Raw genomic sequence first — 14978 nt, 5'->3', positions numbered from 1 at the left:
GCCGTCGTCGCCGCGCTGATCACCGCGAGCCCCGCCGCGGCGCTGCTCGCTCCCGCCGACGACGGTGCCTGGCGCTTCGACTTCGGCACGGCGACGAGCGCTGTGGCCGAGGGCTACCAGCAGGTGCTCACCACGTCGCGGTACACCGCGGACGCCGGCTGGGGCATCACGCTGCCCGACGGCGCGACGCTCTTCGACCGCGACCGCAGCACCGACGGCTCGCCCGCCGGGGCGATGGAGGACGACTTCGTCGCCGGCACGAACTGGGGCTTCCAGCTCGACGGCGTGCCCGCGGGCGACTACGAGGTGACCGTGACGGTCGGCGACGGGCTGAGCTCGGCATCCTCGACCAACGCGACTGTGACCCTCGAGGGCGTCGCGCAGACGCGCATGACCTCGGCCAAGGGGCTCAACGTGACGGCGACGTTCGCGACCACCGTCACCGACGGCCAGCTCACCGTCGGCTTCTCCGGCTCGGGCCTCGGCGCGTACGTGAACGGGCTGGTGGTCGCCCCCGTCGTGCCCGATACACCGACCGGACTCACCGCAACGCGCGTCGCGTGGAACGGCGTCGACCTGACGTGGACCGCCGTCGAAGGAGCCGCGAAGTACCGGGTCCTGCGCGCCGACGTCGTGAACGACGTCACCGGCGAGTTCGCGCAGGTCGCAGAGACGACCGAGCCCGCGTACACCGACTCGTCGGTCGCGGAAGCCGGCTCGTACGCCTACACGGTGGTGACCGTGGACGATGAGGGGCGCACCTCTGCCGCGTCGGCCGAGGTGCGTTCGGGCGTCATCCCCGAACTCATCGCCCCGACGGCACCCGGCGACCTCGCCGTCGCACAGGTCACCCGCGACACGGTGGTGCTGACCTGGTCCGCCGTCGCGAACGGCGACGAATACGTCGTCGAGCGCGCCGGGGCCGACGGCGTGTTCTCGGCGCTCGCCACCGTCACGACGCCGGGATACACGGATGCCGCCGACACGGCGCAGCAGTGGACCTACCGGGTCACCGCGCGCAACCAGGCCGGCTCGTCCGCGGCATCCGCCCCCGTCACCTCGCAGGTCTACACCGCACCCACCCCGCTCCCGGCGGGTGACGTGGTGACGTTCGACTTCGGGCCCGGCCAGGTGGCCGACGGCGCGCTCTCGGTCACGGCGTCGACGGCGTACAGCACCGAGTGGGGCTACGGTTTCTCGACGGCACCCACGGCGGCGACGCCCGACGTCGACCGCGGCGGCGACGACGCGCTGCGCGGCGACTTCGTCGCCGCCGCCGGCTCGACGTTCCAGGTCGACCTCGGCGCCGGCGACTACGCGGTGCGCGTGGTCGCGGGCGACGCACAGACCGCCACGACCACGACCGTGACGGCGGAGAGCATCGCGAAGGTGCTGGCGAACCCGCAGGCGGCAGGCGCCTACCTCGACATGTCGTTCACGATCGCACTGGTCGACGGCACCCTCACGCTGGTGTTCGGCGGCGACGCGCCCGTCGTCAACGGCCTCACGATCACGCGGCTGCCGGCGCGGGTCGCGGGCGCCATCCCGACGGCGTACATCACCGGCGACTCGACGGTGCAGACGTACGACCCGATCGCCTACGCACCGCAGGCCGGCTGGGGGCAGATGATCGACCGGTTCTTCGCCGACGACGTCGCCTTCGCCAATCACGCGATCGGCGGCCGCTCGTCGAAGAACTTCCTCACCCAGGGCCGGCTCGACGATGTGCTGCGGGGCATCCGTCCCGGCGACTACCTGTTCGTGCAGTTCGGTCACAACGACGCCACGCAGGGTGTCGATGACCGGTACGCCAGCCCCGAGGACTACAAGGAGTACCTGCGGGTCTACGTCGAGGGCGCGCGTCAGCGCGGCGCGACGCCGATCCTCGTGACACCCGTCTCGCGGCGCAGCTTCGACGCGGCCACGGGTCTCTTCAACGTCAGCTTCCCCGAGTACGTCGCCAAGATGACCGAGCTCGCCGCCGAGGAGGACGTGCTGCTGATCGACCTGTCGGCGTCGAGCCGCGCGTACCTGGACGAGATCGGGCCGGAGGCGGCGAAGGCGGTGTTCCTGCACGTGGATCCGGGCGTCTTCGCGAATCGCCCCGCCGGGACCGTCGACGACACCCACTTCCAGGAATACGGCGCCATCCAGATGGCCCGCCTGGTGGCGCAGGACGTCGCCGCGCTCGACACCCCGCTCGCGGCGAAGGTCTCCGACATCGAGCCGCCCGCCGAGGTGCCGATCGCACCCCAGAACCTGGTCGCCGGCGCCATCAGCAACGGCGGCGCGACCCTGCAGTGGGATGCCTCGCCGACGGCCGACATCTACAAGATCTACCGTCAGGGCGTCGCCGACCCCGCACCGGAGTGGACGCTCGTCGGCATGGTGACGCAGACGAGCTCGATCGTGCAGGGGCTCGCCGAGGGCACCGGCTACCGCTACCGCGTGGTCGCGGTGAACGGTCGGGGCGAATCGGCTCCGAGCGACGTGGTGACCTTCACGACCAAGCAGGCGCTGTACAAGTACGACTTCCAGCTCGCCGGCAACCCGCTGATGGCCGGCTACACCGAGATCGTGCCCGATCTGGCGTACACGGCCGAGCGCGGCTACGGCTTCCTCAACACCCTGCCCGCCGGAGCCGGCCGTGACCGCGGCGTCGCCGAGGGGTCGAACGACCTCGTGCGCGACTTCGTGCTCCCCGGCGACAGCTCGACGTTCGCCCTCGACGTGCCGAACGGCACCTACTCGGTGAAGACGTACTCGGGCGACTGGATCGGGTCGACCCGCACCAGCTTCCGCATCGAGGGCAAGGAGGCCGGCACGGGCAACGCAGGCCGCGGCGCGGTCAACGAGACCCTGCGCGGACCGTTCCTCGTCACCGACGGCCAGCTGAACGTCGAGGCCTACGGCGCCGCGGCGGGCACGCGCCTGAACGGCCTGGAGATCACGCCGATCCTCCTCGGCCCGGTCGGGCTGGAGGTCGTCGACCTCGACGCCGACCCCGCGGCTCCTCGCGTCTCGCTGGCGTGGGACTCCGAGCCCGGCGTCACGTGGAACGTCTATCGACAGTCGCCGTTCGACGCGAAGCCGGTGCTGATCGCCGCGGTCGGCGAGCCGTCGTTCGTCGACACCACCGCCCGGGTGGGACTCGACTACGAGTACCACGTCACCGCGGTCGACCAGACGAAGCTGGAGTCGGTGCCGTCTGCCACGGTCGAGGTCTCGTTCCTCGACCCCGATGTGACACCCCCGGCGGCTCCGAACGGGCTCGCCGTGGAGAGCATCGACAAGAACGCGGTCGAGCTCTCGTGGGCCCAGCCGCTCGGCGCGCTGTACTACCTGGTGCTGCGCTCCGAGGTGGAGGGCGACCGCGGCGAGCTGGTGGGCGTGGCCGACACGAACCGCTACTCCGACACCGATGTCCTCACCACGATCCCCTACTACTACACGGTGGTCGCGGTGAACGCGGGCGGCGCCGGTGCGGCATCCGCCCAGCTGAAGACCGAGGCGGTGACGGTGCTGCAGCGGCAGGCCGAGTACCTCGATCGCGCGCCCGCGGCGGTGTCGACGGATGCCGGCAACCTGGTGTCGTGGCGCATGCTCGGCACGGATCCCGACGGCGTGGCCTTCCACGTCTACCGCGACGGCACGCGCGTCACCACGACGCCGATCACCGACTCGACGAATTATCTCGACGAGACCGGGGACGCAGCATCCGTCTACTTCGTCACGAAAGTGCTGGACGGCGTCGAGACGACCGAGACCGACGGGTTCGGCGTGCAGGACGGCGCGTACCGCTCGGTGCCGCTCGACAAGCCCGCGGATGCCTACGGCAAGGACGGCCAGCCCTACACGTACTCCGCGAACGACACGAGCGTGGGCGACGTCGACGGCGACGGCCAGTACGAGTTGCTCGTGAAGTGGGACCCGTCCAACTCGCACGACAACTCGCAGGGGGGCTACACCGGCAACGTGTACCTCGACGCCTACCGGCTCGACGGTACCCGGTTGTGGCGCATCGACCTCGGCGTGAACATCCGGGCAGGCGCGCACTACACGCAGTTCCAGGTGTTCGACTACGACGGCAACGGTCGCGCCGAGGTCATCATGAAGACAGGTGACGGCACGATCGACGGCGTCGGCCAGCCGATCGGCAACGCCAGCGCCGACTACCGCAACAGCTCGGGCTACGTGCTCAGCGGACCGGAGTACCTCACGGTCTTCGACGGCGCCACGGGCGCCGCGATCGACACGGTGGACTACGTGCCGGCGCGCGGCGACGTCGGAGCGTGGGGCGACGCCTACGGAAACCGGGTCGATCGATTCCTGGCAGGCACCGCCTACCTCGACGGCGAGCACCCGAGCGCGGTGTTCAGCCGCGGGTACTACACCCGCGCGGTGATGGCGGCGTACGACTTCGACGGCTCGCAGCTCACCCAGCGGTGGGTGCTCGACTCCAACGAGGACGGCAACGAGGGCTTCTACGGGATGGGCAACCACAACCTGTCGGTGGCCGACGTCGACGGCGACTCGAAGGACGAGATCGTCTACGGCTCCGCCACGGTCGACGACGACGGCGAGCTGTTGTACTCGACCGGGCTCGGCCACGGCGACGCGATCCACGTCTCGGATCTCGTGCCTTCGAATCCCGGCTACGAGGTGTTCGCCGCCCACGAGGAGATGGGCGCATCGGGCAACCGCGGCGCGACCATGCGCGACGCGCGCACGGGCGAGGTGCTGTGGTCGATCCCGGCGGTCGAAGACACCGGGCGCGCGGCGGCCGGCGACATCGATCCCCGCCACGCCGGCGCGGAGGGATGGGCCATCGGCGGCGACGCCGCGTGGAACTCCCCCGTCGGCCAGCTGAAGTCGTCCACCGGCGAGCTGATCGGCGAGAAGATCCCCGCGGCGAACTTCCTCGCCTGGTTCGACGGCGATCCGCTGCGCGAGATCGTCGACCACGACTGGAACGCCACCACCTCCCAGGGTGTGCCGACGGTCGCCAAGTGGAACTGGCAGACGGAGTCCGCCGACCTGATCCTCACGGCGGACGGCGCGCGCTCCAACAACTCGACGAAGGGGACGCCCAACCTGCAGGCCGACCTGTTCGGCGACTGGCGCGAGGAGATCGCCTGGCGCTCGGCCGACTCGAGCGAGCTGCGGATCTACTCGACCACCGACGAGACCGACCTGCGCATCCGCACGCTGATGCACGACCCGGTCTACCGCCTGTCGGTCGCGTGGCAGAACACCGGCTACAACCAGCCGACGCAGACGAGCTTCTTCCTCGGCGACGGCATGGAGCAGCCTCCGGCACCCCGCATCGCGGTGACGGGCGACCCCTCGGGGGCGTCCGACACCACGGCCCCGGTGCTGGCGGGCGTTCCGGCGGACGGCACCCTGCTGCCGAGCACGGCGTCGTTCGCGGTGGCGGTCACCGCGGACGACCCCGAGTCGGGTGTGCGCAACCTCGACATCGCGTTCGACGGCGAGCCGGTCGCCCCGGGTCAGGTCATCGACCTCGAGGGCAGGGTCGGCGCGCACACGTTCACCGTCAACGCCGTCAACCACGACGGGCTGGTGACGGCGGCGGCTGTGCAGCTGCTGGTGTTCGACGACGAGGGCGCCACCGCCAAGCCCGCCCGCGGCACGCTGTCGACGAACTCGGGCTGGGAGGACGGCCTTCACGACGGCTCGTTCACGGTGTCGATGAACCTCTGGCACGGGGTCAACGGCGCGGTGCTCAAGCTGTACGAGAACGGCGCGCTCATCTCGACGAAGCTGCTCGACGCGAACTCGCCGAACGCGCAGGTCGCGACCGTCGACGTCGCGGGCAAGCCCAACGGCACCTACGTGTACACGGGCGAGCTGATCAACGCGAAGGGCGCCACCGCCACCACCTCGGTCACGGTGAAGGTGAAGGATGCCGCTCCCGCGGTGCCGGTGCTCTCGCACGACAACACCGACAGGGACGGCAACTACACGGTCACCGCCAACCTGTGGTGGGGCACCAACGCCACCGCGTACCGGCTGTTCGAGAACGGGGCGGTGATCGACGAGCAGACGCTGGTCGCGGCATCCCCCAACGCGCAGCAGGCGAAGACCGCGATCGCAGGACGCGCGCCCGGCACGTACACCTACGTCGCGGAGTTCGCCAATGCGGCCGGCGCGACCCGCTCGCAGGCGATCACGGTGACGGTGAGGTAGCCGGCACCGAGGGGCCAGGGGCGCATGCCTGCCACAAGACGTGGCGGGCATGCGCCCCTCCGCTTTGCGGGTCGGTGGGCCACGCGCGGCACCGGTCGCTGAGCGCGCGGCGAGGCGAAGCGGGCTTCAGCCTGCGAAGCCGCACCAGCCGGCGACCCACGTGAGGATGTGGCCGCGCAGCTCGTCGCCCACGAAGAGCTCGAACTCGCCGGGCTCCCCGTCGAGCTCGATCCGGACGTCGAAGATGGTGCCGCGCTTGTCCTCCTGCACGGCATGGGGGTCGCAGCGGAACGGAACGAGCGGGATCTCCACCACCACGGGCGCCGCCTGCGCCGCCGACACGTCGATGTCGACGTGGAACACCTCGTCCTCCGCGGGCGTGCCGGCGAAGTCCAGCAGGTTCGTGCGCTCCAGCCCGACGACGGTGCCCGCTCCGGCGCCGGTGGGAGTGACCGTCAGCTCGAGGGTCGCGGGCTCGCCGGGAGCCGACGGCCGGAAGCCGGTGAAGGCCAGCGTCGCGGCATCCGCCATCCGCTCCTGCAGGCACTCGCGGGCGTGCAGCGGCGCGAGGAAGCCCAGCGCATCGGGAGCGGATGCCGTCACCTCGGCCGACCCGGACTCGCCCACGAGCTCGAGCACCGCCTCGGAATCGCCTCCATCCGGCGTCGAACAGGCCACCGGCGGCAGCTGTACGCGGATGTCGACGGAGCCCCCCGCCGGGATCGTGCTCACCCGATCGGGGACGACACGCGTCGCAGGGCCGTCGAGTCGCGGATCTTCGACGCGCACCTCCCCCACCGTGATGGCGGCGTCGGACCCGTTCACCACCCGCAGCTGCGCCTGCCTCGGTGCGACGTCGGCCCGCAGCTGGGCGAGCTCGACGGTCACCCCGGACGGCAGGGTGGGGACGGGCGTCGCAGTGGGCGCGGCGCTCGGCGAGGGTGCGCAGCCGACGAGACCCAGCGTGACGGCGATCGCCGCAGCCGCCGCGATCCCGGGCCGCGCCCTCGACGACTCCTGAGCGCGGGAACGGTGATCGAGCGACGTCCGCACGAGACCTACCGCGTCAGCGTCTCGCGCACGACGGTGAAGTCGTCGAGCGCCACCTGGTCGATCTCGACGCCGAGGCCGTGACCCGTCGGCACGCGCACATGGCCGTCCTCGAGCACCGCCGGCTCGGTCACGATGTCACGCGTGTAGAAGCGGCTCGACGCCGACACGTCGCCGGGCAGAGTGAAGCCCGGCAGGGCGGCCAGCGCGGCGTTCGCCGCGCGGCCGATGCCGGTCTCGAGCATGCCGCCGCACCACACCGGCACGCCAGCGGCGAGGCAGCGGTCGTGGATGCGCACGGCTTCCAGGTATCCGCCGACGCGCCCGGCCTTGATGTTGACGACGGATGCCGAGCCCAGCGCGAGCGCGTCGGCAGCCGCCTTGTCCGAGACGATGGACTCGTCCAGGCACACCGGGGTGCGCAGCCGCCGGGCGAGTGTCGCGTGGTCGACGAGGTCGTCCTCCTGCAACGGCTGCTCGATCAGCAGCAGGTCGAAGCGGTCGAGCTCGGCCAGGGTGTCGGCATCCGCCAGCGTGTAGGCGGAGTTCGCATCGACCTGCAGCGGGATCGTGCCGAAGGCGTCGCGCACCGCGGCCGTGTCGCCGACGTCGCGGCCGGGTTTGATCTTGATCTTGATCCGGACGTATCCCTCGTCGAGGTAGCCGCGCACGGTGTCGACGAGGGCGGCGGGGTCGCGCTGGATGCCGACGGATACTCCGCTGGGAACGCGGTCGCGGACGGCGCCGACGTACTCGCCGAAGCCGCGCCCCTCCGCTCGCAGCGCGGCGTCGAGCACCGCGAGCTCGAGCCCCGCCTTCGCCATGCGGTGGCCTTTGAAGGGCTCGAGCGCGCCGGCGACCTCCTCCGGCGCCACGCTCCCCCGATCCAGCAACGCGGGCACGAGGAAGCGCAGCGCGACGTCCCACGCGCCCTGCGTGTACTCGCTGGAGTACAGCGGGTCGGCCTGCGTGACGATCTCACCCCAGCCGTCGCCGTCGCCGGTCAGCGCGCGGACCAGGATGACCTCTCGCACTGTCTCCGTACCGAACGACGTCGTGAACGGAGCGACGAGCGGCAGGTGCAGCACCCGCAGCTCGAATCCTTCGAGGGCGACGGATGCCGCCGGCCGGGCTATGGGCATGCGCTCAGCGTACGCCCGGCCGCCGTCGCGACGGCAGCCGGGCGCAGCGCGTCAGCCGAAGCGCGGGTCGTTGCGCGGCGCCGTGTCGACCTTGAGCCGCAGGGCGTCGGCGACCTCGCCCCACGACACGTACGAGAAGTTCGTCGCGTCGCGCTCGTCATCGACCTCGGGACCGCTGTCGGGCTCGTCGTGCGTGACCAGCAGACCCTCCCGGTAGTCGCCCACACGCCGGTTCGTGACGGCCAGTCCGTCGGAGCCCTGCACGTCGTCGACGCCGTCCACGCCCTCGATGCGGAACGTCCCGACGAGGTCGTTGCGGCCCTGCGTCCGGTAGACGGCATAGGTGTCGTCGCCCTGGCTCGACACGATCACGTAGCCGGTGGCACCGGGACCGTAATAGAGGTCGACGCCCTCCGCATCTGCCTCCAGCGCCGTGCCGCCGAAGCCCGTCGCCGCAGCATCCACCGGCTCGCACTCCTCGGTTTCGGGGTCGAACGCGTCGTGGATGCCGAAGTCGCGGACGCGGTCGATCAGCGTCGGCTCGCCCGAGCCGAGAGGCAGCTGCAGGCGCCACAGCCCGACGTCCTCCTGGGCGGCGTACAGCACGCCGGTGCGCTGGTCGACGCTCAGCCCCTCGAGCTGCGGCAGCACGCCGGGCTCCTCGCACGGCTCCCAGGTCGTGCCGTCGGGAAGCGGGAAGGATGCCGGAAAGTCGAAGGCGTCGATCCGCTGATAACCGACGCGCCCATCCGTGACGGTCAGCTCGGCGGTCGCCACGGTCGTGGTGCCCTCGCGCGTGACCACGGCCACGGCTGCGCCGTCAGTGGGCTGCCAGACGGCGAGTCCGTACGCCGTGTGGTCGTCGCGCACCTCGTCACGATCGGCGCTGAAAAGGAAGGGCTGCTCGGCAGCGGTGATCTCGTGCACCGGGGCCGCCGCCCGCGCGCCCGCCGGGTCGATCGCGAAGAAGCGCAGCTGGTCGTTGTAGCGGTCGGAGACGACCGCGACGTCGACGGGGCCGGCGCCGAGGTCGAGACCGTAGGCGATGTCGACGTTGTTGTAGCGACCCGCCACGCCGTCGGCGCGGGGCGCCGGCTCGGCTGCGAGGGACTGCAGCTCGGCGCCGTCGAGGTCGTAGATCCGCAGCCCGCCTTCCTTAGCGGTGGCGATGACGATCGAGTCCCGCGTGTCGCCGGGAGCGACCCAGATGGCCGGGTCGTCGCCCGAGGCGCTCCCGCCTTCGGCATCGTCGTAGAGCGCGGGCGTTTCCACGGCGGTGGTCACGACCGCCGGAGGCACCGGATCGCCGCCCGGGCGGGCGGTGGCGGAAGCGGGACGGAGGCGACGAGGACCGCGGCGAGCGGCACCGCGAGCAGCAGACGGCGAGACATGCGTCGAGGGTGACCGGGCCGCGCGAACGCCGTGTGGCCGCCGGGTGAACGTCCGCTGCGCGGGCGTGGAGTCCGCGCTCAGCCGGCGCGTCTCGCCGCCGCGACCTGCCGGACGCCCTTTCGGGCGGCGTCACCGCCCGAGGCACGCCGGGACCCCGCCGCTTGTCAGGGCCGGTATCAGTGCGCGAAGCGCGCCGCGACCGAGCAGCGTCGAAAGTCAGTGCGCGAAGCGTGCGGACACGTCGCGCCGCACCGGGATGTAGGTCGACCGGGCGACGCGGGGGCGCCGGCGGCGCGGCTCCTTGGGTGCGATGCGACCTTCGGTAGGCCGCGGCCCATTGGTCAGGGCGGTGATCAGGGTCTCGATGTGCTCGCGCATGGCTTCTCCTCGTTCCCAGGAGAAGAGGCCCATCCGACGGGGCTGATACGTCACGCGTACCGCGTCCATGTCCTCACGGTACGAGGGGGCTCCGACATAGTCGCCGGGCGGCGGACGCCCCGGTGCAGGCAGGACGTCCGCCTGCCGCAGGCCGCCGGCGCCCGGCATCCTGCGCCCGGACTCAGGCGGGGAACTCGGCGAAGGCGCGCACAGGGAACGTGCCGAAGCCTTCGACCGCAGGCGGTGCCGCCGTGAAGCGCGCGCCGCGCGGGGGCAGCTCGCCGAGGTTCGTGAGGTGCTCGACGACATGCACGCCGGCACCGAGCAGCAGGCTGTGCGCCGGGCGCTCGCCTCCCGACTCGGTGTCGTCGATGTTGAGCGAGTCGATGCCCACCAGCACCGCACCGGCGGCGATGAGCCACTGCGCCGCCTCGCCTGTCAGGAACGGCGCGCCGACGCCATACTCCGGCCGGCCGAACCAGCGGTCCCATCCGGTGTGCAGCAGCACCGCGGCACCGCGCACGTCGCGATCAGCGAGCGTGGCCGAACGGATGCCGCGCCGCGAGGCGTCCCACGCATCCTCGAGGTGGAAGACCTCCGCGCGGAGCCCCACCAGCGACGACAGGTCGAGCCCCGCCAGGTCGCGGCCGTCGGCGTACCGGTGGAACGGGGAGTCGAGGTAGGTGCCGGTGTTGCCGATCATGTGGATGACGTCCATCGCGAACTCGGTGCCGGGTGCGTACCGGGCGCGCGAGTCCTCGCGGGTGAGGTGCGGCGTGATCGTCGGCGCGGGCAGCCCGGGGTAGGTCACCAGGCCGGCCCGGATCGGGTGGCTGAGGTCGACGACGCGGCGGGCAGGGGCCTCGGCATCCACCGCCTCTTCCACGCCCCGGCTGCCGCGATGCGGCTCCTCGACGACGCGCAGTCCGCGCAGCGAGACCTCGTCCACGAGCGCGAGCCCGAGATGCGCGACCAGGAGGCGCGCGATCTCGTCCTCCGTGGCATCGGCCGTGGGCAGGTCGAGCCGGAATCCCGTGCCGGCGAGGCCGCCGCCGTTGGCGAAGCTGATGTCGAAGTCGAAGTGGGCGCGATACTCGGGCATGCGAGTGAGCCTAGGGCCGCGGCATCCGGGGTCCGCCGCCCGGGACCGCCATCGTCCGTCGGATTCCGGCCGAACCGGCACCCGCGTCTAGCGGGGCCGCGCGGGGCATGCAACCCCGTGCCCCGAGCAGTGCACGCCTCGTAGCGTCGGGCACATGGACACTTTCGACTTCGCGCCGCGGCACGCGATCGTGACCGCATCGGACTCGGGGATCGGGCAGGCGACGGCACTGGCACTCGCGGACGCCGGACTGGACGTCGGCATCACGTGGCACAGCGACGAGGAGGGGGCCGAGCGCACCGCGGCCGGCGTACGCGAACGCGGACGCCGCGCCGAGGTGACGCGGTTCGACGCGACCGCCCTCGACGAGGTCGCCGGAACCATCGACGGCCTCGTTGAACGCCTCGGCGGGCTCGACGTGTTCGTCAACAACGCCGGCGGCGGATCGGGCGGCCCGTTCCTGGACCTGTCGATCGAGGACTGGCGCCAGATCGTCGCCCTCAACCTCGACGGCGCCTTCGCCGGGCTGCAGGTGGCCGCGCACCACATGGTGCGTGCCGGCCGCGGCGGGCGTCTCGTGGCGATCACGAGCGTGCACGAGACGCAGCCCCGGGTCGGATCGGCCGCCTACGTCGCCGCCAAGCACGGCCTCGGCGGCCTCATCGAGACGATGGCCCAGGAGCTCGGAGAGCACGCGATCACCGTCAACGCCGTCGCTCCGGGCGAGATCGCGACGCCCCTCACGAACCAGGACCCAGAGGATGCCGAGCACACCCGTCGCCCCGGCATCCCGCTGGGTCGTCCGGGGAAGCCCGAGGAGATCGCGGCGGTGGTGGCGTTCCTCGCCTCGCCGCAGGCGAGCTACGTGACGGGGGCGAGCTGGACCGTCGACGGCGGGATGCTGCAGATGGGCCCGCAGGCCGGTTCGCATCTGAAGAGCGACGAGTGGCGGAAAGGATGACAATGAACGACCACGACCAGACCGACTCCACCGGCATGACCGACGAGGAGAAGCGGCGCGATCAGCTCACGTCCGCGCCGAACGCCGTCGAGTCCGACGCCGATCCGCGGATCGACGTGACGCACCGCGACGGCGTCACACGGATCGACATCCGCGACGACGCCGACGTGCGTCCCGGTGATCCCACGAAGGAGCCACCCGGTCGTTGAGCGAGCGAAGCGAGACGAAACGTCTTCGGCGTGCTCGATGCGTTTCGTCTCGCGCGCTGGCGCTCGCTCGCTCAACGACCGGGGATCGGGGCGCTCGCTCGCTCAACGACCAGGGACCAGCAGGTAGCCGCGTGCGTCGTCGAAGCCGCCGATCACGAGGCCGTCGGCGATGTGCCCGACGAGCTGCTCGCGCACGCGCGAGCGCCAGACCGCGGCATCCACCGGCGTCTCGCGCCGGAGGGTCTCGATGTCATGCGGAATCTCGACCGACGCGACCACGCGCTCGTCGTCGGGAGTGGGCACCGGCGGCGCGGCGAGCGCCCACGACACCATGATGCGGTCGGTCTCGTCGCCGCGGTTGACGCCGTCGTCCATGGGCCCGTAGTGGTTCACGAGGTATTCGGTGACCCGCGTGCCGAGCACCCGGAGGTTGAAGTGGGCGTTGCGGGCGACCAGCGGGTCGAACGTCCACGTGATGTGGCCGACGTCGCGCGCGAGCGCCCACTCGCGCTGGTGCTGCTTGAGCACCCGTCCGAGGCCCTTCGACTGGAGGCCCGGCAGCACGCCGGTGATGTGGCTGTGCATCGAGCGCGCCGCCGGCGCCGCGAAGAACGCGACGGATGCCCCGACCATGCGGGCGCCGTCGTACAGGCCGACCGCGTAGTTGCCGGAGTGGGCGAGGGCCCGCAGCAGGTTCGGCGGCATGCCGCCGCGGTCGCCGCCCCACACCTCGGCGAGCACGTCGGAGGCGCGGTGGACCTCTTCGACGGTGTCGAGCGGACGGATGTCGATGCCGGGCGGCGTCGCGGTCTCGGCCATGTGCCCAGTCTGCACCCGCCTTCGCCGCAGCAACTCCCCAGACTCGGCACGGACGGCCGGCATCTCTCCCCCGTGTCGCCGATCGCGGCGGGATCTGCGGAGTTCGTGCGGCTCGACGAGCGGAGCCGCGTGCCCGCGGCGCCGATAGCCTGAAGCGATGGGCACGGGTGATGAGGACGCGAGAAGAAGACTCACCCGGATGCCGCGTCAGGGCGCCATCGTCGCCGTGCTGGCGGTCGCGGGCCTGTGCTCGTCGTTCATGTTCACGCTCATGGTGCCGATCCAGTCGAAGCTGCCGGAGCTGCTGAACTCCAGCCGCGAGGACACCGCGTGGGTCGTCACCTCGACGTTGCTCGCCGCGGCCGTGATCACCCCGATCTCGGGGCGACTCGGCGACATGTACGGCAAGCGCCGCATCGTGCTCGTGCTGGTCGCGGTGATGGTGGCCGGCTCGGTCGTCGCGGCACTGTCGCCGGGCATCGTCGGGATCATCGTCGGGCGCACGCTGCAGGGCGCCATCGTCGGCGTCGTGCCGCTCGGCATCTCGATCATGCGCGACGTGCTGCATGAAGACCGCGTCGACTCCGCGATCGCCTTCATGAGTGCGACGCTCGGCGTCGGGGGCGCGCTCGGCCTGCCGATCAGCGCGCTCATCACCGAGCGCAGCGACTGGCACCTGCTGTTCTGGATGGCCGCGGGTCTCGGCGTCGTCGTCTTCGCCCTCGTCCTCTGGATCGTGCCGGTGAGCGTCCTGCGCACCGCCGGCCGGTTCGACTACGCCGGCGCCGCCGGACTCGCCGTGGGCCTCATCGGCATCCTGCTGGCGATCTCGCGCGGCAACGAATGGGGCTGGGGATCCCCGCCGGTGCTGGTGTGCGGGCTCGGCGGGCTGGTCGTGCTGCTGCTCTGGGGGTGGTTCGAGCTGCGCATCGACGAGCCGCTGCTCGACCTGCGGGTGGCCGCCCGACCTGCCGTGCTGCTGACGAACATCGCCTCGGTGGCGATGGGGTTCTCGCTCTTCGCCTCGAACGTCGTGTACCCGCAGATGCTCGAGCTGCCGGTCGCCACCGGCGCGGGGTTCGGGCTGTCGCTGCTGGTCGCAAGCCTGATCGTGATGCCCTCGGGACTCGTCATGATGGTGCTCTCGCCGATCGCCGGTCGCATCGCGTTCCGCACCGGCCCCAAGCTCCTGCTGCTGCTCGGAGCGATCTCGCTGATCGCCGCCTACGGCTTCACGCTGCTGTTCTCCTCCGAGGTGTGGCACATCCTCGTCGCGAACATCCTCATCGGCGCCGGCATCGGGTTCGGGTACGCCTCGATGCCGATGCTCATCATGCGCTCCGTCCCACAGAGCGAGACCGGCGCGTCGAACGGCCTCAATGCGCTGTTCCGCTCGCTCGGCACCAGCACGGCGGCTGCGGTGATCGGCGCGGTGCTCGCCACCTACACCGTCGACTTCGAGGGGATCCCGGTCCCGACGACGACCGGCTTCACGCTGTCGCTGGTCCTCGGCGGAGCGGCCGCGATCGTCGCCCTCGTGGTGGCGCTGTTCATCCCGCGCCATCACGCGCCCGAGGAGCGGCATCCGTCCCTCCGCGAGTGATCTACTGACGAGCTCCCATCCCGCCCGCTAGCCTGACGTCAACCGGGGCGACGGGAGCGAGCGATGGACGGGCGTGATCAGGGCTTTCAGGGGGATGAGCGGGATCCGCGCG

10 protein-coding genes are annotated in these 14978 nt (G+C 71.5%); 4 read left to right on the top strand and 6 right to left on the bottom strand.

The window, feature by feature from the left end; all coding sequences use genetic code 11:
- The coding region (locus tag VIP82_RS06300; RefSeq protein WP_331906755.1) for a rhamnogalacturonan lyase family protein at nt 1-6210 on the top strand (6210 nt) is incomplete at its 5' end.
- Between the two features lie 126 nt (nt 6211-6336).
- On the opposite strand, the gene VIP82_RS06295 is transcribed toward VIP82_RS06300, so the two are convergent.
- From VIP82_RS06295 to VIP82_RS06275, 5 genes are all read right to left on the bottom strand, one after another.
- Nucleotides 6337-7263 carry a hypothetical protein gene (locus tag VIP82_RS06295; protein WP_331906753.1) on the bottom strand — a complete coding sequence of 309 codons (927 nt, stop codon included), beginning with the start codon at nt 7261-7263 and terminating at the stop codon, nt 6337-6339.
- A 5-nt stretch (nt 7264-7268) separates the two neighbouring features.
- Nucleotides 7269-8402, bottom strand: coding sequence for an o-succinylbenzoate synthase (gene menC / locus VIP82_RS06290; protein ID WP_331906751.1), 1134 nt, complete (start codon nt 8400-8402; stop codon nt 7269-7271).
- 51 nt (nt 8403-8453) lie between these two features.
- Nucleotides 8454-9686: a phytase gene (locus tag VIP82_RS06285; protein WP_331906749.1), complete on the bottom strand. Its 1233-nt coding sequence runs from the start codon at nt 9684-9686 to the stop codon at nt 8454-8456.
- A 324-nt stretch (nt 9687-10010) separates the two neighbouring features.
- Nucleotides 10011-10172 (bottom strand): hypothetical protein, encoded by a 162-nt coding sequence (locus VIP82_RS06280; RefSeq protein ID WP_331906747.1) that lies wholly within the window; start codon nt 10170-10172, stop codon nt 10011-10013.
- A 181-nt stretch (nt 10173-10353) separates the two neighbouring features.
- Nucleotides 10354-11274 (bottom strand): cyclase family protein, encoded by a 921-nt coding sequence (locus tag VIP82_RS06275; RefSeq protein ID WP_331906745.1) that lies wholly within the window; start codon nt 11272-11274, stop codon nt 10354-10356.
- A gap of 154 nt (nt 11275-11428) precedes the next feature.
- Here VIP82_RS06275 and VIP82_RS06270 point away from each other — a divergent pair, with 154 nt between their 5' ends.
- On the top strand, nt 11429-12235 hold the full coding sequence (locus VIP82_RS06270) for an SDR family oxidoreductase (protein ID WP_331906743.1): 807 nt from the start codon (nt 11429-11431) through the stop codon (nt 12233-12235).
- A gap of 2 nt (nt 12236-12237) precedes the next feature.
- Nucleotides 12238-12444 carry a hypothetical protein gene (locus VIP82_RS06265; RefSeq protein ID WP_331906741.1) on the top strand — a complete coding sequence of 69 codons (207 nt, stop codon included), beginning with the start codon at nt 12238-12240 and terminating at the stop codon, nt 12442-12444.
- A gap of 102 nt (nt 12445-12546) precedes the next feature.
- Here VIP82_RS06265 and VIP82_RS06260 read toward each other — a convergent pair whose 3' ends face one another.
- Nucleotides 12547-13263 (bottom strand): GNAT family N-acetyltransferase, encoded by a 717-nt coding sequence (locus tag VIP82_RS06260; protein WP_331906739.1) that lies wholly within the window; start codon nt 13261-13263, stop codon nt 12547-12549.
- 199 nt (nt 13264-13462) lie between these two features.
- On the opposite strand from VIP82_RS06260, the gene VIP82_RS06255 reads away from it, so the two are divergent.
- Entirely contained in the window at nt 13463-14866 is a 1404-nt protein-coding gene (locus tag VIP82_RS06255) for an MFS transporter (RefSeq protein WP_331906737.1), read from the top strand.
- The last annotated feature ends 112 nt before the right edge of the window (nt 14867-14978 follow it).

Source organism: Microbacterium sp., from assembly GCF_036566905.1.
Lineage (GTDB): Bacteria > Actinomycetota > Actinomycetes > Actinomycetales > Microbacteriaceae > Microbacterium.
This window is presented reverse-complemented; position numbering and strand designations above follow the sequence as displayed.

Coding starts and splice junctions, on each gene's coding strand:
- VIP82_RS06275 (WP_331906745.1), bottom strand. CDS start 11,274: ATGCCCGAGTATCGCGCCCACTTCGACTTCGACATCAGCTTCGCCAAC.
- VIP82_RS06260 (WP_331906739.1), bottom strand. CDS start 13,263: ATGGCCGAGACCGCGACGCCGCCCGGCATCGACATCCGTCCGCTCGAC.
- VIP82_RS06280 (WP_331906747.1), bottom strand. CDS start 10,172: ATGCGCGAGCACATCGAGACCCTGATCACCGCCCTGACCAATGGGCCG.
- menC (WP_331906751.1), bottom strand. CDS start 8,402: ATGCCCATAGCCCGGCCGGCGGCATCCGTCGCCCTCGAAGGATTCGAG.
- VIP82_RS06265 (WP_331906741.1), top strand. CDS start 12,238: ATGAACGACCACGACCAGACCGACTCCACCGGCATGACCGACGAGGAG.
- VIP82_RS06255 (WP_331906737.1), top strand. CDS start 13,463: ATGCCGCGTCAGGGCGCCATCGTCGCCGTGCTGGCGGTCGCGGGCCTG.
- VIP82_RS06270 (WP_331906743.1), top strand. CDS start 11,429: ATGGACACTTTCGACTTCGCGCCGCGGCACGCGATCGTGACCGCATCG.